The sequence below is a fragment of the Synechocystis sp. PCC 7509 genome, from assembly GCF_000332075.2.
Taxonomy (GTDB): Bacteria; Cyanobacteriota; Cyanobacteriia; order Cyanobacteriales; family Chroococcidiopsidaceae; genus Aliterella.
In genome coordinates this window covers 254,271-276,526 of record NZ_ALVU02000002.1, presented here as the reverse complement: position 1 = coordinate 276,526, position 22,256 = coordinate 254,271, and the positions used below count along the sequence as shown (strand labels likewise).

Here is a 22,256-nt window from a genome sequence, read left to right as displayed (position 1 = left end):
AGTGTAGAGACGCGCGGTCGCATAATTAGGCAGTATCCTAGAAAATAACTATGTGTTTGGGCTTATCCTCTATGATTGCTTCTCCTGGGCAGCCTTACCTTACCTTCCACGAGTACCTCCAGATGGAGGAGCAAAGCAATATCAAGCATGAATACGTTGATGGACAAATCTTGGCTATGGCAGGTGCAAGCGATGCCCACGTCACCATTGCTCTAAACCTCGCTTCTAGCTTACGCAGCCACGTTAGGCGTTCTGGCTGTCGTGTTTACATCTCAGACATGAAAGCCCGAATTGAATCGCTCAATCGGTTCTATTATCCCGATGTTATGGTTACTTGCGATCCCGATGACCAAGAAACTCCTACCTATAAGCGTTTCCCTACTTTAATCGTTGAAGTCTTGTCTGAATCTACTGAAGCTTTTGACCGGGGCGATAAATTTGCTGATTACCAAGAAATAACCAGCCTGCGCGAGTACGTTCTAATTAGTACCAAGCGCAAAAGAGTTGATTGTTTTAGGCGTGGTGAACAAGGGTTATGGGTATTACAGTCTTATCGACCGGATGGGACATCATTTCGGTTCGATAGTATTGGTTTTGAGGGGACAATAGTAGGGCTGTACGAGGATGTAACGTTAGGATAATTGAAGCGTAGCATTAAAGATAATAGCAATTAATCTATTTAATAAGTAAATACCCCTTTATAGCCTATGCCTTTATCCGAATTACTTCCTACCGTCAGTCAATTATCTCATCAAGACAAGCTACGCCTAATTCATTTTCTGCTATTAGCAGTAGCAAAAGAAGAAGGTTGCGAACTGGAAGCAAGTAACATTGGAACTCAGGAGGATTCGTTACTAAAGCAGTTGGCATCTACCGAAGCGGTTGTATGGTCGCCTTATGAAGCAGACGAAGCAGTTCAAACGCTTTCAGAGCTTTTAGTGGCAGCAAAGCGTGGTGACAATGCTTGATAGCAAGCGGTTTTCTTTTATCGAACGTACTAACAGTCGCGGTCTATCTAGCACATTGCCATATCTACCGCTCTCGCTGACCTACAGAGATCGGTCTTGTGAGACTATGGCTTTACTGGACACGGGAGCAAGCGTTAATGTTTTGCCTTACGAGGTTGGATTGCAATTGGGCGCAGTCTGGGAAGATCAAACAGTTCCAATCGAATTAAGCGGTAATTTAGCTCAAATGGAAGCGCGAGGGTTGGTTTTATCAGCTACCGTTGCGGAGTTTCCCTCTGTCTTGCTGGCATTTGCCTGGACGCAATCTACAGAGGCTCCGTTAATTCTAGGTCACATGAATTTTTTTGCCGAGTTTGATGTGTGCTTCTATCGTGCTGATCTAGCTTTTGAGTTACGTTCAAGAGTAAAATAGCGGGAGCGAACCAGCAACCCAGCATTACGTTGGTACGAATGGGGTGATAAAGTCTTTGGGCGTTACGCTCAAAATAAGCAAATTGCTGTTACTGACTGCGATCGCTTCAGTTAGCTTCCTCAATTTGGCGACTTGAACCGAACCTCACCTCAATAAGCTTGCCCACCAAAGACCCATCAGTCTCAGAAACGATATTCCCCGCCTCATCCTCAAATACGAGCTTCTGCACTATATCGATCACAACTACTTTACAGTTGCGATCGCTATTAACTAGCGCAAGAAAATCATGTCCGCACTTTTGAGCAATCCTTTGGCGTTGGGCTTGGGCTTGTTTTCGCACTGCTCGTAGTTCTAACTCTAACTGGGCAATACGCTTTTTGAGTGGGTGAATGCGATCGCTCATTTTACTTCTCCCCCATTAATAAAGCGCTCAACCTCCGACCAAGACAATGACCGTAACCGACTCCACAATCCTTGACCACCGCCCACGAAATGCACCATGATATCGCCGTTATGAGACTGGGAATACTGCATCAACCGCAGCTTGATTGCTTCATCCGCCCATTCCTTCCAGCCGCAGCCTGGTTTAGTTAGGGAAGGCTTTTGACCAGACTTAAGGGCGTGAATGAATAAACCAATCCCCGGTTTATTTTTCCAGGTAGCGATCGCTTGCTGAAAATACTCCAAAGCATCATTAGCCCGCGCTGGATAACGATCAAGAGCAGAATTAAGACTCGTGTCGAGAAGCAGGACTAGCTAAGGAATTGACCAACACAGTATTTTGAGGGAATATATCGCCCCCGTTTCAAACTCAATTCAGTAGGACTCATTGTTACTTTTGAGCAATTGCCTTTTAGGGACAAGCAGGCAATTGGCTAGTGAGCGGTAAAGCAATCAATAGCTTAGTAATTTTACTGAGGTAATAACTAACCTATTGAGCAACGATAGGCTTAAGTGGATTCACTATTATTCGGAATAAAACTTAATGGTTGCTGAAATTCTCAAGCCGACCGTCCAAGACTTGCAAAAAGACGTTATTGAATTGCTAGAGCAAATCAGCGCCTTAATGAACCGTGCCAGTACAGCACTTGATTCTGATAATAATGAGAACAAGTACGGAGAGTTTCAGAAAGATGTAATTGCCGCAGTCATCAAGGTTAAAAAATTAGAGTTAAGAATGGCGATTGTTGCGCCGATGAAGGCGGGAAAATCTACTATTATTAATGCGATCGTTGGTCAAGAAATTCTACCTAGTCGTAATGCGGCAATGACAACACTGCCCACAGAAATTATCTTTAATGCCGAGCTAGAAGAATCAACTTTAACACTAAGTGCTGAAATCTTAACAGTTTTTCAGGAGACGGTTATAGCTTTACGTCAAAAAATTAAGGCATTAGGCACTGAGCAGATGAAGGAACAAATTGCTCAGTATCCACATTTAACTCAGTTATCACAAGAGATTCAAAATGCAGTAGGATTCCAAACTCGTATTAAAACTACTGGACGCGAAGAAATTATTAAGGCGCTAACAGGTCTAAACGATATTATCCGTTTGTGTAGTTTATTAAATCCTGCTAAAGATCCTCTTGGTCAGCTAGAGGATGTTCCTTGCATTGATACATCCTTTTGGCGATCGCAGACGACTCAATTAGACAAGCTCGGCAACTTAGTCATTGTGGATACTCCTGGACCCAATGAAGCAGGAGACAATCTTAAACTAGGAAGGATTGTGTCAGAGCAATTAGCAAAAAGCTCAATAGTATTAATTGTTTTAGATTTTACTCAACTAAAAACAGAAGCAGCAGAGAAAGTTAAAAAAGATGTTCAACAAGTTATTAATCTACGTGGCAAAGAGAACTTGTACGTCTTGATTAACAAAGTTGACCAGCGCCGTGACGGGGACATGAATCCTGAGCAAGTGCGACAGTTTGTAGAGGCGGAATTAGGGCTTGGAGATGCTAGAGATACAAAGCGAGTGTTTGAGGTATCAGCTAGAAGGGCGTTTTCTGCGGCTAACTTTATGCAGGAGCGAGAACGCAAACCTAATGCCGAAGTTACTGAAATGCAAACAGCACGTTCACTAGCTCAAGAGGTATTCGGGATTGATTGGGAAGAAGAGCTTGAGGAGACCTAGCAGTAGATGAAAATACATCAAAAAAGCGCCAAAAAACTATTGGAAAAAGTCCGGGAGATTTGAGCCATTTCTAGAAGGAGCAATTAATGCACTTATGGAAAGAGCGGCTCCTAAGTGTATAAAGTCTGCGCTTAATCTTAGTCGTAGCCGCTTGATAGAACTGCGTGATGATGTAAAACTTCGTAGCAGTGCCATCGCTCAAGATGCAGAAAAAATCTAAAATCTGAAGTTGATAGCTTAGAAACTGGACTTAGAGCGTCGTTAGTTTTTTGTCAAAGTCATCTACAAGAAGTTGATAAAATTAAAAGCCGACTTCAACAGAAACTTGTTTGTATTCTTGAGAATATTAAGGGAGCAAGCTAAAGTTAGCATTGGAACACTACTTTCAAAAGAACAGCTCCGAGCGTGGTAGTTGCGCGCTTGCACCTCAACACTTTGAGGCTGCATTTCTAAACAAAGATATATCACTTCCAAATCTTAATCTTATAAGTTGGTTTAATTGGATATATAAAAAGCTTAATTCTAAAGTAGATTATACAAGTTCGGGGAAAGTCGAATTTAAAAGTAAAGTTGATGCCAAAGAGTTTACAGACCAGGCAGTTGCGTGGGCTAAACAAAGAGCAGAAATTATACTTGCTGCTACACGCGAACAAGTTGGAGAAGAAATCGAACAAGGAGCGTCAAAAGGTGCTTGATTGACTATTTCAAGTCAAGCCAATAATTTGGCGGGCGCATAGTCGTTTAAATGAAACTTTTAGTAACTTAGATTTAGCATTGCCACAACCTAACCTTGAAGCTGATGGAGTATAAATTTAGTCCAAACCTGACGTAGACCAGTCAATATCGAAATAATGATAGATGGCGGTTACGGAGAACGAGTCGTAAAAAAAAGAAAATTATCGCATTGGTTTGGCTCGTCCCACTTGAAGTCAAAGAAACTTTTAAACGACGACCTGATACAAAGGAAAATTTTTATACGGTTTCTTTAGAAGAATTAATTATTCAGATTAATCAATCAATGGAAACAAGCATTAATAGTATTAGTCAAGGGATTAACTCAGTATTTTAGATGAAGATTTTAAGGGAGAGGGTGGATGTCCCTATTTTACAAAGCTTGGATAATTTATCTTCGTAACTACCAAAATAGTTTAAACCAAGCTCAAAAAGACCAGAAACTTTTACTTGACACAGCAAGAGCAGTTAGTAAGTGAACTTACTTCTGTAATTCCAGAAGCAGGTGAAAAAATCAAAAATAGCAGATACCTATATTGAACGTACAGATTTTTTAATGAGAGATAAGCAATGGACCGATATTCTTTACTCTCGAACCTTCAAGTACGCAAAGTGCAGAATATAGGCGTTGCCAAGCCCGTCAACCGATCGCTTACAATATCCGCAGCGCCAAGTTCCTATCGTTGGTGATAAAGCCTTAGTCGATCTAGTTAATGGCATTCAAGTTAGCAAGATATTATCCGCTACTGCAAGAGTAGAGGCTTCTTTAGACAAAGTGTTTGATACCCTTGATAATAGCGACAATAAGCGAAGACTTTGCTTGATGGCACACCTACTTGCTGGTCAAGAAAGCCTTATCAAACCTGGGTGCTAGAACTTAGCGATTTGCGGCTGTGTATTAGTCCAAGTAGCCTTGCAAGTTACCGCAAACATCAATTATTAGAGGCGCGGGGATGCTATTCGGCACTCAAAATCAAATCGTGCACCAACAACACAAAACAATCGACATACTATCTTTAGGCAACAAACTTTGACCAACTCGCTCAAACACATCGAACAAGACTTGACGAGCAAGAAGCAAGAATACATAAGCTAGAAGTGCGTGTTGCTGCTAATGAAGATTTAGACCAATATATCCACGGCTTGGGCAGGAAGGGCAAACCTACAGTCAGCTAAATTGGTGTTGCAAGTTGCCATCACTACGCGGGAAGTCTTCAGGCAGTTCTGTTGTTAAGTACGAACTAGAAACCGGGAGATAAGGAGCGTTTATCGCCAGCTACTTGTAAATAAAATCCTGTGCTACAAGTAAAGAACTACCTAAAACTTTTTGCCGCTAGCGACCTGTTTATTATTAGAACAAGCTTGGTCAGAAACTAAAAGTAGCGAAGTCTTTCCCGCACGAGAATTAGCTGCGGGGTTACTTGAAGTTCGGCTCCTACTCCCCCATCAACGCCTTGTTCATACTCCTTACTTGTTTGCGATTGGGACAACGTTGGAACTCGCAATACTACCTGAAGAAGCCAAAGTTAATAAACCTGCGAGTAGTGCGATCGCATTATGTCGCGCTCAAATTGCTCCTATTTCGCGCACTACCGATGTCAAAGAGTTTATTACTGCGGTGGTAGAAGAAACAGCTAACGATTGTTTAGCGATAATGAGATGAGATTAGGAGCGAGTAAAAATGTCTTACAAAGTCAGCACAGTAATTGAATAAATATTTACACCACAATGAAATCTATTAAACCTAAAATTGGACTTGTACTTGCTGGAGGAGGTGCAAAAGGAGCGTATCAAGTGGGAGCATTAAAATACCTGTCCGAATTAGGGATAGTACCCCAAATTATTGCTGGTACTAGCATCGGCGCTCTTAATGGTGCAGTTTTGGCAACTCATTCACCATTCCCTGACGCTGTAAACCGATTAAGTGAAATGTGGCAGCAGTTAGGTAAAGCGCCAATTTTACGACCGAATACTGGTACAGTATCCCAAACATTTAGTTATGCGGCTCAAACTTTCGTCCCTACATTGCGCGAATGGGTGCTTGATTTTTTAGTGCAACAAGGACTAATAAAAGACCGTAGTGCTATATTTGACCCTGCTCCTATCGAGCAACTATTAAGAGACTCTGTAGATCCAGCTAACTTCGCTAATGGAATTGAATTATGGGTAACAGTATTTCCTTCTTTAAAAATTCCTGGGTTGGGCTACGATTGGTTAATTGATTTTGTTCGCGCTAAAACTGGAACTGATTCTCATTGGCTGTGCGTCCAAGACTTTAGAGACACAGAAACTATTTATAACTTACTGTTAGCTAGTGCCGCTATTCCTTTAGCGTTTCCTAGTCGAAAAGTTAATGGCAAAGCTTATGTAGATGGGGCTTTAGCTGACAATGTACCGCTAAAAGCACTAGCAGCGCGTGGATGCACTCATGCAATTGTAATTCACTTGTGCAATGGTGCAGTGTGGAGTCGTCACGACTTCCCAGAGCAGACAATTATTGAAATTAGACCAGAACAACCAATTGATAGCAGCGACAATCTATTTTTAGGTTCAATTAGTAGTTTACTAAATTTTAAAAGCGATCGCATTTACGAACTACAACAGCAAGGCTACAACGATGCAGAACGTTGTTTAAAGCCAATAATTCAAACCTTAATAAATACTAAAAACCAGCGCCTTACCCATGATGCGCTAGCTAATTCTACCCAAAGTTTATTAGAAGACTTGCCCCTTTAACCCTCTTTAATCACTCTGGGTAAACACACACAAAATAACCAAGACTTGAACAAGCTTGTAATGTAAGGCTTTCAAGCTTAATTTCATCACAGATGAACTCACTTACGCCAACTTTGCCAAAATCCTTATTCACAAGAGGTTCCAGATTTTAATCTTCCGAAAGTGACAAATGAGGAATATCATCTCTGTAAATCTTTCTTTGCCATGAAGCGATTGTTTGAGTTAGTAACTCACCAGCAAATTTTTAATTTCCCAAAGGTATTCATGTATGGTGTGTTTTCATAACTGATTCAGGATTGCTATATATAAATGTTGCCACTTGAATAGGAACTTATAATTCGTTGAATATAGACAAAAGTATTTCATTTATTAAAATTATTTTAATTTATTATTTCCTTTTAGAATATAGCAACATTTTACTATCAGCACAAAAGCTGACAATGTTCTTAATCTAGTTTCATAATGAGATATTTATGGTCAAAACGATTATGATTCCAGGTTATTATGATGAGCATACGTTTTGCTTTGATACCCCAATACTTACTCAAATATTAAAAGAGTGAAATCAAAAATTGTTAGTGAGAGCAAACCAATCTCAAGAAACTGATTTAGCTTATCTACCCTTCTCAATTCAATTATTTTAAATCTAACTTAACAAGATTATGTTATCAATCAGATCAAGTAAAGTTGTATAACATTTTCGCTCATCAATTTTTTGCTTAACCAAGAGCCAGCTTTCTTTTACAAGCTCAGTTTTGGTAGTTTGTTCAAAAAGATTTACCATAATTTCTGGAATTTCTCTATCAGCCGAATAAATCTGGTCGTTTTGCCAAAATGCTTGTAATATAATAATTAGTTCTTCTTCAAGAAGCCATGTTGATATTAAAAGTAACTTTTTACCGTAGAAACTGCTTGTAGCAAAGCTTTTAGATTCTATAAATTTATTAATTGTATAATTTTTGTAAGTGAATATAATTTCAGTTATCTTTTGAGATTTAAGTTTTATTTTATTTTTGTCAATAATTTCTATTGCAAAAGTTAAATCTTCATTATTAAATTCATTAATTTTCTCAAATGCAGCAGATTCAAAAATAGGTATTTCTAAAGCATGAACTAACAACACTGCATTATAATTATCACTGAGGTTTTGAATATTTTTTAAACAAATCTGAGCTTTTACTCTCTGTCTTTCATTTAGAGCTTCCCACACTTGCATACGACGTAAATAATTAAAAACTTTGTACCACTCTACATCAGGCACAGAATCAATAATTTTGGGGAGTTCAGTCTTGATGACTTCATGAAAGTCAGCAAAATAAAGTTCTGATATTGCTTCTAAAGCAATATTTACACGATTGCGTTGTTTTCGAGTTATTTCATTTTCAACTAATAACCTTTTTGTTAATACAATTATTATATTCCTAACTAATGCTTTACGAGCATGACCTAAAGGACTTGACTTAAAAATTTGAATCGCTTGCTGTTTATCTTGTTCTGGAAAAAACTCAGACTCTATATCCTTTAAAATGTGATTAAGAGCAACTTTGCCTTGAACAGGCGGATGTTGTAGTAAATATATTATTGCATTACGTAAATGGTAACGTGCTAACTCAGGTGTAGCCTGAAATGGTTCTTCTAATGATTGCATAGAAGGATGAGCGCAACGATTACGGTCAAGATTTAATCTTCCCAAATCTTGACATTCTATTGGTGAAATAAATTCAAGTTCTTGAGCTAATTCAGGTATGCTGATTTCAAAATTCCATAGCTCTTTTGGATTATTTGATAAACGAAGGGTTTCAAATCTTGCTAATAATTCTTTTGCTCGTTTATCTCCAGTTAATTCAAGTTGACGCAACTTGAAAAGAACATCAAATACTACTGCATTCCAAGTTGAAACTATACAAGAACGAAAAGCACCTACTCGATAACAAGAAACAGCCTCTTGAATGTACTCTCTTGTTGTTTTGTCTTTACAACGTAGGATTAGCTCATCTAAATCAACTAAATGGTCACTCATATGTCTTCAACTTAATTAATAAGCAGTAATTGGAGTTAAAAATATATTTCCCATAAATATGCCTTTTCTAACAGTTTTAGAGAAAGTAAGACTGAATCAGCAAGTTCCAAGATGTAATGAGCAAGAATGCAGAAAGCTACTTAACGTTAGTTCGAGATAAGGAAAGAGCAAAAAAGTAGTCTGAAAGTACCAATTAATTAATTTACCTAACTGTTTTATGTTTTAGATATTTCTTGGGCTACTGCTGGGTATTAATTTTAGTAACATTTGTAATGACGATGGAGCAAATACACTCTAGGGTATTGATGCTTAAAACTATTCGCAGAAAAGCTTGTTTAGCAACTCCCTCAATACAGTAAATTAAACCTTACCTCAATAATCTTCCCCACTAAAGACCCATTGGTTTCAGAAACGATATTCCCTTCCTCGTCCTCAAATACAAGCTTTTGCACTATATCGATGGCAAACACTTCACAATGGCGATCACTATCAATCAATGCCAGAAATTCATATCCGCACTTCTGAGCAATCCTTTGACGTTGGGCTAAGGCTTGTTTCCGCACCGCTCGTAGTTCTAACTCTAACTGGGCAATGCGCTTTCTTAGCGGTTGGGTACGATCGCTCATTCTAATCCTCCATTAGCAATAGGCTCAACCTCCGCCCACGAAAGTAATCGCAACTGACTCCACAATGCCTGACCGCCGCCCACGAAATGCACCATGATATCGCCGTCCTGAGAGTGTGAGTATTGCATCAACCGCCGCTTTATCGCTTCGTCCGCCCACTCTTTCCAGCCGAAGAATGCACAAGGCGGAGTAGCATCTTCAGAAGGTACGCCTTCTTTCAAAGCCTTAACCAGCACTCCAGTCAGGTTACAACGCCAATTTTCTTGTACTGCAATTTTCAGTCTTTCCAGCGCCGCCGGGAAATTAGACCAGTATTTTTCGATGGCGGCTTTGACCTGAGAATTAGTTTGAACTTGCGATGATAAACGAGAAATTTGAGTACAAGCACTTTGCAATTCTTCACCAGTTGGAGGAATTACAATCTTTTGTTCAGGGATAGGTTGTTCTTCCTCTTTAACTTTTTCCCCAGCAGCAGGCAGGCTGTGTTGTGGTTGTACTTGGGATGAATTAGGAATTAAACTTATGTATGCTGTCTGATTTTCTGCTATCGGCTGCCTAATTTCAGACTCCCGGCTATCTGATTTTAGGCAGTCGGCTGTCTGATTTTCGATTGTAGAAATATCTACAAGCGGCGCTAATTCTTGTTTGAGCCTGTCAAAATCAATGGAGTACGCCCAAATGTTATCTGTTGCCCAACGCTTGTAGGGGGTCTTCCTCAGTATTCCCATTTCGCACAAGTCTTTGAGGTGGCGGAAAACTGTGTCTCGACAACAACCAAGAGCTTCGGCTAATTCTTGGTTGATTACATAAACCCAAGGGGGCTTTCCTGCTTTCAATTTGTTATGAATCCAGCCGTCTAACCAGGAGAGGATGTATGCTTTGAACTTTTTAACTCCCCTAAACTTACTAAGATATTCAGTCAAAATATTAGTAGGGTGCTGCACTTGCCCTAGAACTGCTGAGGTAAATGTCATGGCTTCACCTCCTCTATCTTTTCGCCCGTTTCAGGACTGATGACCCAGAGGACAGGAAGACAACTGCACCTGTAGATAATGCCGTAGTATTCGTCCATGCCAGAGACAATGCCAAAGCGATTGCACCTGGGGGCAACGACATCTCAATAAGTCAAGTTGGGTCTGAGCGCGATCGCTAGTCAGCGCCTCTAAAACCTGACGGTAATCGCCAAGCTCGTTTACGTTTGTTGACATAAATTTATCTTAATTTTGGTTAGGTGTAGAAAAACTTGGCTACTGGGAAAAAGAATGCACTCACTCGCCCAATATTCGTTGCCTCGACCCTTGCCGTGCTGCCCAAAGCCTGTCTAACTCCGGGACATACTCGAACGGTACAAACTGGCAGGGAGCGGCAGTCATTGCTGGCTGGATGAAATGATCTTTGCCCATCGATTGCAGCCAATTGACCAACTCTTGGGGCTTCTTCATCCCATAGCGTCTAGCGAGTTTTGTTTTTGATAGCCCTTCGTAGGTTCGGACGGGTCTACCTGAACGATCAACCAGGATATTTTTCTCGACAACAATTGGCGGTTGTTCGACAATTGCCTCTGGTTTACCCAAGATTAGCCCTAGCATCCCAGCACCGTGCATCGTTACGATAGCGCTAGAGACTTGCATCAGGCGCTCTTGACTCTGGGCGGCGGTGGCTTGGGCTTGCGCTACTTGTAGCTCTAGCTTTAGGCGTTCGATTTCTTGGGATTGGGCGGGGATAAGTTGTTTGGCTTTAACAAAAGCATCAACTAAGGCATCCTTACAGTTAAGGACTTGTTGGGTATTGCGGCTATAAGTCATTAACAATGTTGACTGCCGCTCATCTAGCCAAGCATAACGAGTATGAGAACCCCCGCCCTGCGGACGTTTGACCACATCTACTTCAAATCGAAGTGGTGATTTTGCTTCCAGTCGGGCTGAATATTTGTCGATTGTCTTAAGTAAAGTATGATGTTCGATTCCTAGTTCAATCGCAACTAACCGGGAATCAACAACTAAAATACCATTACGCTCGGTAACTGTTAAATTAGACATTGGCATAACCTCTACGGTTAAAAGTTAGGTTGTGGTAGGTAGCGATCGCATCTCCGCCAAGAGTCAGGCGATTGCTACTCTTTACAGCTAAAAGTTTCTATGACAAAAGCTGCTTGGAAAGAAAAACCATAATATTTTGCAAGCTATAAGAAATGATGATGTTGGCTAGGATTTAGTAATTAGTTGTTAAATCAATTACTGCTGACTAATCTCCTTCTTCAAATATCACTTCAAATAGATCGCCTATGCCTTTGCGAAAAAATTTGCATAGAACCATTAATGTATCTTTATCAATTCGTTCAAACTGATTACGATATAGCTTTCCTACAGTTGTAGGGCTTAATCCTGTTGCATCTGCAAGTTGACTTTGATTAAGACCCTGTTCGTCCATTACCTGTTTAAGCTTACAAATCACTTTCATCCTAAGAACTCTGCCCGTATTATAACAGCTAGCTAGCTAGTTAACAGAGTTATTAGCTAGCTTTATATATTACAGGTAAAAGATCACTATATCTAATAGCTAGTTAACTTGACAGCTAGTTAACTAGCTGTCATAATACAAGTATGGATGAGGAAAGCAAACCGCCTCACCGAGAACCAAAAATAAAGAGTTGCACTTTCATTGACCGATTCACAACTCTAGACAAAGAAATAAGGTTGTTGTTAGCTCGATAACAAGGGAACTGGAAACGGGGCATCGCCTGCAACCCCCAGACGAGAGACAAACCAGGTAGCCCGGAAGGGATGAACGCTGATTAGAGATGCCCTGGTGGATTAAAAATTTACTTTAGACAATTTGTACAAACAACAAAGCCTGTAGCGTTCGACTTTCGACGGGAGAGCGCTTACAGGCTTTGTTTCCTATTACCTAGGTAACTTAAATGTTAACTCAAGCAAAACCTACAATTCAAGTCTGCTCTGAATCTACCCCGAAAATCTGGGATAGAGCAACAACCAAGGCAAACATCGGCGACATTATCCACGCTCCTTTTACACCTGTCATGCAGATATTGAACAAAGACGTTTACGCCGATGGTCGAGTATGGCTGAAAGTTAAACCTACAACCGCTTCTTATCTAGAAGAATGGGTACTTGATAAGGAAGACGATGACGTACTACCACCGCCCCAAAATGAGTTTGAGCAAGGATTTAATCACGGACGATTAGAGGCGATAGATAAAACAAACCCACTGTATACAAAAGCCGAATGCGAATACACCAGAGGATATACAGAAGGCTATAAACAGCATACAAAACCATATATACCAACTCCTCCCCCTAAACCCCTTACCTGGTCAGTAACTTATGACCACAAGTGGCAATGGTATTGGGTCTGGGTAGGCGGTCGCGCTATTGGTCGAGCGGACGACCATGAAGAAGCCGAACAGATAGGACAAAAGTATCTGGGGTTGAGCCGAGATAGCTGTAAAAAAGTGCCACTTACCTTAGCAGACATGATTTTAGGGAGTTTTGAGTAGCATTAGCAGACATAAAACCCTTGTTTGAGTCAATTTACATCTGCTAATAATAGTTAGCAGACATTAGCCGAGCGGAACAAACTATGGCTGAAATCTAGACCTAGTAGGTCTTAAGAGCAAAGTGGCACTGAATTACACGTATCTCGGCTCAATCCCTAAATAGAGCCGTTGTGCCGCAACCGTTACACTCCGTTCTTGAAATAGTGATTCAAAAGCAACCAGCAAATTTAAGTCTATTGCTGCTAAGTCAATTGATTTCATTGATACCTACTATATTTATAATCGATTTGATTAATTTATAGGATTTTGATAGGGTAAATTCAAGCTTGATTGAGTAACGAATATCATGAAAGAACAATCTAGAATCGCGGTTGTAACGGGAAGTAATCGCGGTTTAGGCTATGCGATCGCTAAAAAACTAGGTCAGCGTCAAGAAGTCCAAGTTGTTTTAACAAGTCGTGATGAAGCGTCTGGTCGTGCGGCTCACGAAAAACTAGCTCAAGAAGGTGTAAGCGCTGACTATCATAGTTTAGATGTCAATAGCGATCAAAGCGTAGAAACCTTTACACAATGGTTGAGTCAAACTTATGGCAAAGTTGACATTTTGATTAATAATGCTGGAGTCAATCCTACAGGGCAGATTGAAGAATCCAGCGTATTAACTGTAAAACTTGAGACGATGCTCTCAACCTTTACCACAAATGTTCTCGCTGTCGCGCGCATTTCTCAAGCTCTAATTCCCTTGATGAAAGAGCAAAACTATGGGCGGATTGTGAATGTTTCAACGGAGATGGCATCGCTTACTATCACACCGAATGATTATTATCCTCTTGCTCCATCCTACCGATTGTCTAAGCTGGGACTCAATGGACTAACAGTACTTTTGGCAAAGGAGCTACAAGGAACCAACATTTTAGTGAATGCTTACTCACCCGGTTGGATGCAAACTGATATGGGTGGCGAAAATGCGCCCTTCACCGCCGAAGAAGGCGCGGAAACTGCGGTGTATCTGGCAACTTTGCCCGATGGTGAAGCGCAAGGTAAGTTCTTTGCTGAAATGCGAAAATCTGGCGACGCGATCACACTAAATTGGTAATCCTTTAAAAGAATTGAGCCACTATCGAATCATTAACTGAGAATAGCCATAATGACTGAGAATATCCGCGATTTTAGCAAATACTGGAATGAAATGAGCGCAAAAAGAAATCTGCCTGGAATAGTTGCGCTCCATACCACAAATACCTGGTGGCTTCCGCATAATGATGCTCGTTCTGTCGGCACTAATAAAGTTAGAGAAACCTACGAACGACTTTTTCAAGCTCAAAATATGAGCCTTGTTCATACGACCGAGAACATTACAGTCAGCAAGTCGGGTGATATGGCAGCCGAAATCGGTGCCTACGAACTTAGCATGGACACTCCGCAGGGAGAGTTCAAAGATAAAGGCAAATACTTTTTTCTGCTAACCAATGTTGGTAGTGAATGGAGAATCGCCGCCGATATGTTCAATAGTGATAAACCAATTTTGTAGCAAAGGAGCTGATACAAATGCAACACGACAACATTACTCTTGCTCGTCGTTTCGTTGAAGGCGTACTTGGCGGTCAAAACCCTGCCGCTTTTGACGAAATAGTAGATGAGAATATAAGAATTTCCACCGGACTGAAGCCGGATGGGGATATCAGAGGTAAGGAAGAGTACCAAACTATATTAACCAAGTTTGGTTCAGCTTTCACGAACGGTCGTCTGACGATTACGGACATTTTTGCATCCGCAGACGGCGAGCGCGTGGTAGTAATGTTTGATGCCTACGCTACTCATACTGGAGAGATGTTTGGCGTGTCAGCCACTGGCATTGAAGTACCTATGATTGAAACTCATGTTATGCGCTTTGCTGGTGGTAAGTTGGTTGAAAATATTGTCGGTGGCAATAATCCGCTCGGCTTCGAGATGCTATTGGCAGACGCAATACGACCGCTAGTGTTACCAGAGGTGTACAGCAAATAAGCTTCCTCACTAACGAACTATCAGTCTCAGAAATAACATTTCCCTCTTCATCCTGGAATATAAGCTTCTGCACTGTGCCAGTAATAGTTACCTTAGCACTAGCATCAGGAGCGTTATCATCAGCGCAAGAAATTTATGCCCGTATTTATCAGCAATTCTCTGAAGTTACCTCTGCCCACTAGATGCACCATGATGTCTCCTTAAGTGCCTTAAATATTCTCACTTGACGCAAATTTGGTGAATATTTCGGCTTCTGTCATATTCAAGGTTTGGTTAGCAAATTCGTAGTAACTAGGTTTCCTGTCGATAAAGATTTGCTCCTTGAACTCAAACTCAAGACCATCTTGAAAAAGACCTACTGGGACAAAATATTCATTGGTAGACAATAACCTGTAAAAAATATGCGTACCACATTCACTGCAAAAAGCTCTTTGCGCCCATTCTGAAGACTTGTACACTTTTAGTTTATCAACGCCCTCTATCTGCACTTCTAAGCCGCAAGATACAACTAATGCTGGTCCGCCTCCCCATCGCCGACACATCCCGCAATGACAGGCATCTATGCTTTTTTTATCTGGCGTTCTGATGGTTACCGCACTGCAAAGGCACTGACCCTCCATCCCTATCTCCTCAAACTTAATTGACTACCGTTTGATTTTGACACATACTACTGGGGGTAGGGTGTAATTAACACCACGAATTCTCTCAAGGGCTTTCCAGATTTTCGGTGACAACCACTTTACAGTTGCGATCGCTATCAAATAAAACTAAAAATTCATGTTCGCACTTTTGAGCAATCCTTTTACGTTGAGCTTGGGCTTGTTTCCGCACCGCTCGGACTTCTGTTTCTAACTGGGCTATGCGTTTTCTGAGTGTGTGAGTGCGATCGCTAACGGCGGAAGGCAGATCCCAACCCCAATCTGTCTGCTCATCACTTACTGATTTGTGTTCTGCTACGAGCGAAGTGCAGAATTTACTTAATCAGCAACAAAATCAAATGCAACCGCATCTTTGAGGAGCGCAAACAAGGCATTTTTAACAATTTCGTGATGGGGATGAGGTAGATAGAAGTCGCGGGCTGCAGCGTTTTCAAAAGTGGTGAGAAAACCGTGCGTAAAGCCTTTGTTAAATCCTTCAGGACTAGAATAAGCACCACTGGAACAGTAATCAATTCCAGGAATAGAGTGCTTTAATTCCTCAACTGCTTGCAGAACTTCCGCGATCGTCGTGTCGTTCACATCTTGCTTAAATTTGAGCAGTACCATGTGATGAACTTGAGGCATAGCGATCAGGCTCCAAACCTATTAGTGTGCAAACTGCATGACCAGAAATTGCAATTCTGTTCAGTCTAGATTACATATTGCAAATCATAGCAGTAGGAGTCCTATGCAACAAAAGTAAGTTGCAGAAGCAAGTTTAGACTACGAACAGTGCAGTAGAAAAAAGTATCAACTGAGCAAAGCTTGAAGATTGGTAGCGATAGCAAATATATCAGCAATTAAAGCTGTCAACGATTGTTCAATCCATTCTTGTTTTACTTCACCATCGCTGAGAAGATATTCTTGAATAATTATTCCTCCTAAGTTAGAACCTAAAACTAATTAAAGCCGATTCTCAATCTCAAGCTGAAATTAGCAAATCATACTGATTAAATCACGCTATGACTATAAACTAAATAACAAACGTCTTTTGCGGATGAGAAAATCTCATGACTCATTTTGGCATCATTTGTCCTGCGGCGACGGGTCATCTTAATCCTATGACGACTTTAGGTTACGAACTTCAAAGACGCGGTCATCGTGTCACTGTATTAGGAATTGAAGACGCTCAACCAAAAGTTCTAGCCGCAGGCTTAGAATTTCAGGTGATTGGCAAATCTGATTTTCCTAAAGGAGCAACCAAAGACTTATTTACTCAACTTGGTAATCTGAGTGGGTTTAAGGTATTGCAGTACACAATTAAGTGGATTACTAAGGCAGCCAAGATGTCTCTTCGGGATGCTCCAGAAGCAATTAAAGCAGTAGGTATAGGGGTTTGAGTAGCAAGTGATACTGTTGGTTAACTTAACAACCCATTGTTAGGACGAAGAAAGGCGAATCGGGATATTCGTGTCTGAGCAAAAGGTACATCATCAAGCCAAGCCACCATCCGCACAAAATTAATAGCCGTTGCCGTAAGAATATGCTGTAGTTGAACTTTGGCTAAACCGTGATAACGGGCTTTTCGTAAACCGAAGGCTCTAACTCCCTGGGAAATAGTTCCTTCTACTCCTGCTCTGATCTGATAAATTTCCTTCCATGCGGGAGTTTCTTGTTGAATTCTTTGGGATTGAAGAAGTTCATGCTCGTTCTGTTGGCGTAGAGTTAGTCTTCGGGCTTCCGTCTTTGAGTGAGTACATAAAGCCCGACTTGGACACAGTAAGCAAGTCTTTCTAGGAAAAGAAACCCGAATTACGGAATTGCCCCATTGATCTTGATAAGGAATCCATTTTTTGAGGCTTTTTTTTCCTTGAGGACAGGTCACTCGTTTAGTGTGCCAATTAATCTGGAATTGGCTGATGTCATAAGCCTCGGAATTTTTGGACTGCCAACTCGCATTAGGACGCATGGGTCCAATAATTGCCACCCCGTAGTGCTTCTGACTCTTAAGCAATAGAGTTGCATCAACATAACCCGCATCCACAAGATGCTCGTCAGGAAGTAAAGCTTTCGCCTCTAAGGATTGATGAATAAGTTCTGTCTGGTCAACATCGGCGCGATTAGCTGGTGTTGTCTCTACACTAGTGATGAGATGAACTCGATCTTCATCGCAGGTTTCTGTAAGATGAACTTTGTAGCCAGTCCAGGTCGTCGTGCGTTTGTTGCCATAACGAGCATCTGGGTCGTAGGGCGAGTCAAAACGTTTTCCCGAAGGCGCTAAGTCTTTTGCCTGCCGCCAGTGCAGTTGTCCGTTTTCCACAAAATATTGAGCAATCCATGTTTGACGCAGAATTTCAACTAATTCCAACTGGCGCAGCCATTCGGGAGTGGTCGGGTCATCATAAATGGCATCAAGCAAGCGCATTCCATCTATCCCGATTTTTTCGCCATAAGTATTACGAGCTTCAATCCCTTTTGGTAGACGTTCCTCGCAGACCGGACGACTGTAACGGTCAAACCAATCTGCCTCTATTTGAGTCCTTAGCCAACTTGGGGCAACAGTTGCCAGAGTGTTGAGAGCAGCTCTCAAGGTTTCCCCAACACATTCTAGGCGATTGAGAGTCCGAATTGCTCCCAGAATATGGGTTGAGTCTGTTCGTTGTTTACCCTTGTTCTTCAACCAGCCTTTTCTCTGGCATTGTTCTAAGAACTTATCTAAAAGAATGTCTACAACTCCTCCCTCAATGAGGCGTGAACGGAACTCACTTAGAACGGAAAAGTCAAATCCACAGTCGGTTAATTCTAGTCCTAACGCATATTTCCAGTCAATACGACCTCTGACTGCTTCGGCTGCTTGTCTGTCTGCTAACCCTTCTATATATTGCATGACGCAGATCAAGACTAACTGCCAAGGAGCAATCGCCGGATGCCCTTCCAAGGAAAATAAAGCTTCAAAATCCTTATCTGTGTAAATTGTTCCTAATTCATCCCTGATGGTTAAATATAGATTCCCTTTCGGGAATGCTGCTTTTGCCACTTGCTCTGTTTCTTTTGGGACTGGCTTGATGGGTTTTGGATGTAAGGACATACCCTGACTCCTTTACCTGACTTGGTTACTCGAATAATTTCTAGGATATCTGTTGCTATTCTTTTTATAGTCCTCTTTTTCTTGGTTTTGTTAAGTTAACCAACAGTATCCACTTGCTACTCAAACCCCTACATACCGAGAGCGATCGCATTCCTTTAGTCGCCATCCGTGCTTTTCTGCCCGACAACATTGCGATGACGGTAATAGACGTAGATAGCCTACCGGAGAATTGGCAAAGTATAGAAGCTTATTCGGTTTTGCAAAATATCGGAAAGCAGTGGCTTCAAAAGCAAGAGACAGCCGTGCTGAAAGTTCCATCCTCTATTATTCCCGTTGAATTTAATTATCTGCTTAATCCTCAGCATCCTGACTTGCAGATTAGTTTAGAGCCACCACTGAAGTTTAAGTTTGACGACCGGATGTGGAAGGTTAATCTATAAAATGTTCAACGCACTAACATTTTGGGAACACTGATAATATCCACCGCCCAAATCTTGCTTAATCCCCTTGAAAAACTTATTAATTAAAATCTCGTTAGTTTTTCCTCTATTATTTTCTCCCTCCCTAGCCTTAGCTCAGAACGCCCCCGCCACCGTCATTAGCATAGGCGACGGCGACACCTTGCGAGTCCGCCAATCAGGACAGGTGACAACAATCCGACTTGCTTGCGTTGATGCTCCTGAGCGATCGCAAAGTCCTTGGGGACAGCAATCGACATCCAAACTCAAGCAACTGCTACCCCCAGGTACGCCAGTGCAAGTCCGCACGATAACGCGCGATCGCTATGGGCGAACTGTTGCCGAGTTATATGTCGGTAAGCAATCGGTTAATCTCCAAATGGTCAAAGACGGTCAAGCAGTGGTTTATCGCCAATACCTCAGTGGATGTGCTGCCACTAAAGACCAGTATTTACAGGCAGAAGTTCAAGCGAAAAAGCAACGGTTGGGCTTCTGGAATCAAAAGTCACCTGTGATGCCTTGGGATTACAGGCGGGGGAAGCGTAGCAGCAATCCTCAAATAAATAAAGTCGCTTCATCTACACGAACTCAATCTCTACCAAATTGCACTAATAGCGATTGCAATTGCAGCGATTTTCAAACTCAAGTCCAGGCGCAGCAGGTGCTAAAGGCTTTCCCTGGGGATAAATTTAGGCTGGATAGCGATTCGGATGGGGTAGCTTGTGAAAGTTTGCCATAGTTGAAAAGCGATCGCTCGTGGTCAATAAAACAAGTTACAAACATCATTTAGTTGCTTGCTAGAAAACTGACAGCAGCGATATATCACTTTAATAAGCTCTTTAGATGCTCAAGCGTATTTTCAAGAGTTTGTTGAAGTTCCAGTAACTGTTCTGATGTTGCCTCTCTATTTGAGAGATCGAGCTTTTGAACACTTGCCAAGAAACGATCTACCTGCCTATTTCTACTAATAGATTTAGAGGGTTGTACATACTGTGCTTCTTGTTTGATTACCCATTGTTTAGTTTGCGATATGGAAAGGTTTTGAGCGCGAACTTCTTTAATTCCTTTTTCACGCAGCGTTTTTGCTTGTCGTTCTGTAATACCAAGTTGTGCTGCGGAAAGTCGATTAAGAATCAAAGCCTGGGGGCAACCTAGGGATTGTTCGCGCACTGCGGTTTTCAAGTCTGGAGTGAGATTTAAGATTGGAAAAACATTTCGATTTAATGAAACTGGATGCTCTTGCAAGCTTAAAAAAATACTGAAAACTTGGAGTTCTACTTTCTCCATTTCCCACTGGTCTAAGACAACCTGCCAATGATCGCTTGGTTGTAAATGAAGCCGTTCTCCAAGACTCTGCTTATTTCGTTTCAAGCGAGTCAAAACCCTATTAATAACACGTGGGACTTCTTCTGGAAGAAGTTCAGGAATCTCATCGCACGCAATCGCTACCAACGTCTCAGCTTTATCAAGAGTATTTAATCCACGTCGATGCAAGCTCGTCAGATACGCTCTACGCCGTAGGATCTTTGACAGGTCGGGTTTGGCTGTAAGTACAGTATTTATTGTCTCCCATCCTAAGCTTTTTGCTGCCCGCCAACGGCACTCCCCATCAAACAACATTCCATCCTCAAACAAAATAATTGGATCGAGTTGTCCTTCTTGTTGCAAAGAAAGTGCCATCGATTCTACTTCTTCGGTAAAGGTTTTACGCGGCTGCTCTGGATTTGGCTGAATTTTACTAACAGGGTACTGGATGGTTCCTTGATTTTCTTTTAAATGTTCTCGCAGTTGGCTAATCTGACTTTGCAATTGCGAATTGCCTGGTTCAAGAGAACGCGATCGCAATTGTTCGATCTCGGTAACTAGATGTTGCTCGCGATCAACTTGTTGATTTAACTGATGCTCTAATATCTTAAGCCGCTCTCGTAAATTGTGTACTTCTTGATTTTGATCGACTTCTGAGAAAAAGCTATCAACGTCGAGCCGATTTTGTTTTACCACGTTTCCCTCCTTTAATTTTTTCTCCGATTGCCAGAGCTATTGTTTCAATTGGTTTTAATGCTGGATGTGTTGCACGATGTACTCTCAAAGGAATAGCTTCCGACCAGGCATTTGTAAAAGCCGTGTAATGTTTAATAGCAGGAAATACATGATACCCCCTTGCCTCGTATTTTGGTGGCAGTTCTTTAGAAAGGCGTTGATGTTCTGCCCCATCTTCCACGTTATTAATAACAAATCCTAGAAATGCGGGTGCTGGAGACAGTTGAAGTTCTTGAACGTTAGCTGCGTACCAATCGAGCAAAACCCTCGTGCCATCAATTGCTTTAGCATCTGGCATAAGCGGAACTAGCAAATGCGTAGCAGCAATCAAAGCAGACTTAGGAATTTGCTCTAATGTAGCTGGGCAATCAAAAATAATTAGATCGTGAGGCAGAGGATACTCAGTTAAAGCCTCCTGTAATAGATGGCTTCCACCAGCTTGAGCAAGATTAGACATAACTTTAAACAAAGCACTTCCACCTTGGAACACTTCTAAGCTCTTTACGTGCTGTTCCCATACGTGAATTAAAGTGTATGTTCCATCAAAAAAACCAGAGTAAATCCAAGCGGTAGTGGCTTTCGGAGCCGGAGTTTTGTTCAGTCGGCAAGCTACATTGAGAGAACCTTGAGGATCAAGGTCAAAAATAGCAACTTTGTATCCCAACCGAGCGACTTCGTAGCCGAGGTTGGCTGCTAGGGTCGTCTTTCCAACGCCTCCTGCTCCAGTCATAATTGCAAGTCTTATTTGATTGAGCATACTATAAAAGCATTTAGTGACTGAGTTAGATTTTGTACCGTAATGCTACAGTACATTTTACACAACGTTTTTATCGCAGTATTTCTTAAATGTGAATATAGTATCAGGATCGGTAGCAATTAA

General features: G+C 41.4%; 31 protein-coding genes. 16 read left to right on the top strand and 15 right to left on the bottom strand.

Going from position 1 to position 22,256, the window contains the following annotated elements:
• Positions 1–50: 50 nt before the first annotated feature.
• The 3 genes from SYN7509_RS0222560 (at position 51) to SYN7509_RS0222550 (ending at position 1,380) form a co-directional block, all read left to right on the top strand.
• On the top strand, positions 51–641 hold the full coding sequence (locus tag SYN7509_RS0222560; protein WP_227501581.1) for a Uma2 family endonuclease: 591 nt from the start codon (positions 51–53) through the stop codon (positions 639–641).
• Positions 642–707: 66 nt separating this feature from the next.
• On the top strand, positions 708–968 hold the full coding sequence (locus tag SYN7509_RS0222555; RefSeq protein WP_009631563.1) for a hypothetical protein: 261 nt from the start codon (positions 708–710) through the stop codon (positions 966–968).
• Between the two features lie 106 nt (positions 969–1,074).
• Positions 1,075–1,380, top strand: coding sequence for a pepsin/retropepsin-like aspartic protease family protein (locus SYN7509_RS0222550; protein ID WP_227501580.1), 306 nt, complete (start codon positions 1,075–1,077; stop codon positions 1,378–1,380).
• A 106-nt stretch (positions 1,381–1,486) separates the two neighbouring features.
• Here the strand turns inward: SYN7509_RS0222550 and SYN7509_RS0222545 are convergent, their stop codons facing one another.
• The gene (locus SYN7509_RS0222545; protein ID WP_009631565.1) at positions 1,487–1,783 is read right to left on the bottom strand and encodes a hypothetical protein; all 297 of its coding nucleotides are present in this window, start codon (positions 1,781–1,783) and stop codon (positions 1,487–1,489) included.
• A complete protein-coding gene (locus SYN7509_RS0222540; protein WP_028954530.1) occupies positions 1,780–2,067 on the bottom strand; it encodes a hypothetical protein in 288 nt (95 codons plus the stop codon). The genes SYN7509_RS0222545 and SYN7509_RS0222540 overlap by 4 nt, the downstream gene beginning before the upstream one ends.
• A gap of 298 nt (positions 2,068–2,365) precedes the next feature.
• Between SYN7509_RS0222540 and SYN7509_RS30820 the strand changes: the two genes are divergently transcribed.
• From SYN7509_RS30820 to SYN7509_RS0222520, 6 genes are all read left to right on the top strand, one after another.
• Positions 2,366–3,514: a dynamin family protein gene (locus SYN7509_RS30820; RefSeq protein WP_051482674.1), complete on the top strand. Its 1,149-nt coding sequence runs from the start codon at positions 2,366–2,368 to the stop codon at positions 3,512–3,514.
• A gap of 371 nt (positions 3,515–3,885) precedes the next feature.
• Positions 3,886–4,209 (top strand): hypothetical protein, encoded by a 324-nt coding sequence (locus SYN7509_RS30815; protein WP_051482673.1) that lies wholly within the window; start codon positions 3,886–3,888, stop codon positions 4,207–4,209.
• Positions 4,210–4,418: 209 nt separating this feature from the next.
• Positions 4,419–4,583: a hypothetical protein gene (locus SYN7509_RS30810; protein WP_202807371.1), complete on the top strand. Its 165-nt coding sequence runs from the start codon at positions 4,419–4,421 to the stop codon at positions 4,581–4,583.
• A gap of 291 nt (positions 4,584–4,874) precedes the next feature.
• Complete coding sequence (locus tag SYN7509_RS30805) at positions 4,875–5,120, top strand: hypothetical protein (protein ID WP_051482672.1); 246 nt, start codon at positions 4,875–4,877, stop codon at positions 5,118–5,120.
• A 453-nt stretch (positions 5,121–5,573) separates the two neighbouring features.
• Entirely contained in the window at positions 5,574–5,909 is a 336-nt protein-coding gene (locus SYN7509_RS30800) for a hypothetical protein (protein WP_028954529.1), read from the top strand.
• 65 nt (positions 5,910–5,974) lie between these two features.
• A complete protein-coding gene (locus tag SYN7509_RS0222520) occupies positions 5,975–6,982 on the top strand; it encodes a patatin-like phospholipase family protein (RefSeq protein ID WP_009631568.1) in 1,008 nt (335 codons plus the stop codon).
• Positions 6,983–7,628: 646 nt separating this feature from the next.
• On the opposite strand, the gene SYN7509_RS26870 is transcribed toward SYN7509_RS0222520, so the two are convergent.
• From SYN7509_RS26870 to SYN7509_RS0222485, 6 genes are all read right to left on the bottom strand, one after another.
• The gene (locus SYN7509_RS26870; RefSeq protein WP_009631569.1) at positions 7,629–9,002 is read right to left on the bottom strand and encodes a hypothetical protein; all 1,374 of its coding nucleotides are present in this window, start codon (positions 9,000–9,002) and stop codon (positions 7,629–7,631) included.
• Positions 9,003–9,349: 347 nt separating this feature from the next.
• The gene (locus SYN7509_RS0222510; RefSeq protein ID WP_009631570.1) at positions 9,350–9,628 is read right to left on the bottom strand and encodes a hypothetical protein; all 279 of its coding nucleotides are present in this window, start codon (positions 9,626–9,628) and stop codon (positions 9,350–9,352) included.
• Positions 9,625–10,602 (bottom strand): helix-turn-helix domain-containing protein, encoded by a 978-nt coding sequence (locus tag SYN7509_RS0222505; RefSeq protein ID WP_009631571.1) that lies wholly within the window; start codon positions 10,600–10,602, stop codon positions 9,625–9,627. The genes SYN7509_RS0222510 and SYN7509_RS0222505 overlap by 4 nt, the downstream gene beginning before the upstream one ends.
• 30 nt (positions 10,603–10,632) lie before the next feature.
• Positions 10,633–10,836 carry a hypothetical protein gene (locus SYN7509_RS29915; RefSeq protein WP_148298169.1) on the bottom strand — a complete coding sequence of 68 codons (204 nt, stop codon included), beginning with the start codon at positions 10,834–10,836 and terminating at the stop codon, positions 10,633–10,635.
• Positions 10,837–10,896: 60 nt separating this feature from the next.
• Positions 10,897–11,667 (bottom strand): Rha family transcriptional regulator, encoded by a 771-nt coding sequence (locus SYN7509_RS31100; RefSeq protein WP_051482671.1) that lies wholly within the window; start codon positions 11,665–11,667, stop codon positions 10,897–10,899.
• A 205-nt stretch (positions 11,668–11,872) separates the two neighbouring features.
• Complete coding sequence (locus SYN7509_RS0222485; RefSeq protein ID WP_009631574.1) at positions 11,873–12,088, bottom strand: helix-turn-helix domain-containing protein; 216 nt, start codon at positions 12,086–12,088, stop codon at positions 11,873–11,875.
• Between the two features lie 460 nt (positions 12,089–12,548).
• Here SYN7509_RS0222485 and SYN7509_RS0222480 point away from each other — a divergent pair, with 460 nt between their 5' ends.
• Entirely contained in the window at positions 12,549–13,145 is a 597-nt protein-coding gene (locus tag SYN7509_RS0222480) for a hypothetical protein (protein WP_009630433.1), read from the top strand.
• Positions 13,146–13,277: 132 nt separating this feature from the next.
• On the opposite strand, the gene SYN7509_RS31485 is transcribed toward SYN7509_RS0222480, so the two are convergent.
• A complete protein-coding gene (locus SYN7509_RS31485; protein WP_009630434.1) occupies positions 13,278–13,406 on the bottom strand; it encodes a hypothetical protein in 129 nt (42 codons plus the stop codon).
• 85 nt (positions 13,407–13,491) lie between these two features.
• Here SYN7509_RS31485 and SYN7509_RS0222470 point away from each other — a divergent pair, with 85 nt between their 5' ends.
• Genes SYN7509_RS0222470 through SYN7509_RS0222460 form a run of 3 tightly spaced genes read left to right on the top strand, consistent with a single transcriptional unit; the run spans position 13,492 to position 15,152 of the window.
• Positions 13,492–14,241: an SDR family oxidoreductase gene (locus SYN7509_RS0222470; RefSeq protein ID WP_009630435.1), complete on the top strand. Its 750-nt coding sequence runs from the start codon at positions 13,492–13,494 to the stop codon at positions 14,239–14,241.
• A 51-nt stretch (positions 14,242–14,292) separates the two neighbouring features.
• Positions 14,293–14,676, top strand: coding sequence for a DUF4440 domain-containing protein (locus SYN7509_RS0222465; RefSeq protein ID WP_009630436.1), 384 nt, complete (start codon positions 14,293–14,295; stop codon positions 14,674–14,676).
• Positions 14,677–14,693: 17 nt separating this feature from the next.
• A complete protein-coding gene (locus tag SYN7509_RS0222460) occupies positions 14,694–15,152 on the top strand; it encodes an ester cyclase (RefSeq protein WP_009630437.1) in 459 nt (152 codons plus the stop codon).
• 209 nt (positions 15,153–15,361) lie between these two features.
• Here the strand turns inward: SYN7509_RS0222460 and SYN7509_RS0222455 are convergent, their stop codons facing one another.
• The 3 genes from SYN7509_RS0222455 to SYN7509_RS26855 all read right to left on the bottom strand — a co-directional run bounded on the left by SYN7509_RS0222455 (position 15,362) and on the right by SYN7509_RS26855 (position 16,435).
• Positions 15,362–15,772 carry a GFA family protein gene (locus SYN7509_RS0222455; protein WP_009630438.1) on the bottom strand — a complete coding sequence of 137 codons (411 nt, stop codon included), beginning with the start codon at positions 15,770–15,772 and terminating at the stop codon, positions 15,362–15,364.
• A gap of 85 nt (positions 15,773–15,857) precedes the next feature.
• A complete protein-coding gene (locus tag SYN7509_RS31480; protein WP_255327337.1) occupies positions 15,858–15,983 on the bottom strand; it encodes a hypothetical protein in 126 nt (41 codons plus the stop codon).
• Positions 15,984–16,129: 146 nt separating this feature from the next.
• Entirely contained in the window at positions 16,130–16,435 is a 306-nt protein-coding gene (locus SYN7509_RS26855; RefSeq protein ID WP_009630439.1) for a Dabb family protein, read from the bottom strand.
• A 425-nt stretch (positions 16,436–16,860) separates the two neighbouring features.
• Between SYN7509_RS26855 and SYN7509_RS0222440 the strand changes: the two genes are divergently transcribed.
• The gene (locus tag SYN7509_RS0222440) at positions 16,861–17,190 is read left to right on the top strand and encodes a glycosyltransferase (protein ID WP_009630440.1); all 330 of its coding nucleotides are present in this window, start codon (positions 16,861–16,863) and stop codon (positions 17,188–17,190) included.
• Positions 17,191–17,210: 20 nt separating this feature from the next.
• Here the strand turns inward: SYN7509_RS0222440 and SYN7509_RS0222435 are convergent, their stop codons facing one another.
• A complete protein-coding gene (locus SYN7509_RS0222435) occupies positions 17,211–18,878 on the bottom strand; it encodes an IS1182 family transposase (protein WP_009630441.1) in 1,668 nt (555 codons plus the stop codon).
• 113 nt (positions 18,879–18,991) lie between these two features.
• Here SYN7509_RS0222435 and SYN7509_RS26850 point away from each other — a divergent pair, with 113 nt between their 5' ends.
• Entirely contained in the window at positions 18,992–19,318 is a 327-nt protein-coding gene (locus SYN7509_RS26850) for an RES family NAD+ phosphorylase (RefSeq protein ID WP_009630442.1), read from the top strand.
• A gap of 67 nt (positions 19,319–19,385) precedes the next feature.
• Positions 19,386–20,075: a thermonuclease family protein gene (locus SYN7509_RS0222425; protein ID WP_028954526.1), complete on the top strand. Its 690-nt coding sequence runs from the start codon at positions 19,386–19,388 to the stop codon at positions 20,073–20,075.
• 83 nt (positions 20,076–20,158) lie between these two features.
• Here the strand turns inward: SYN7509_RS0222425 and SYN7509_RS0222420 are convergent, their stop codons facing one another.
• Together SYN7509_RS0222420 and SYN7509_RS0222415 are read right to left on the bottom strand one after the other, a co-directional pair.
• The gene (locus SYN7509_RS0222420) at positions 20,159–21,337 is read right to left on the bottom strand and encodes a ParB/RepB/Spo0J family partition protein (RefSeq protein WP_009630444.1); all 1,179 of its coding nucleotides are present in this window, start codon (positions 21,335–21,337) and stop codon (positions 20,159–20,161) included.
• Positions 21,309–22,133, bottom strand: coding sequence for a ParA family protein (locus tag SYN7509_RS0222415; RefSeq protein ID WP_028954525.1), 825 nt, complete (start codon positions 22,131–22,133; stop codon positions 21,309–21,311). The genes SYN7509_RS0222420 and SYN7509_RS0222415 overlap by 29 nt, the downstream gene beginning before the upstream one ends.
• Positions 22,134–22,256: the final 123 nt, after the last annotated feature.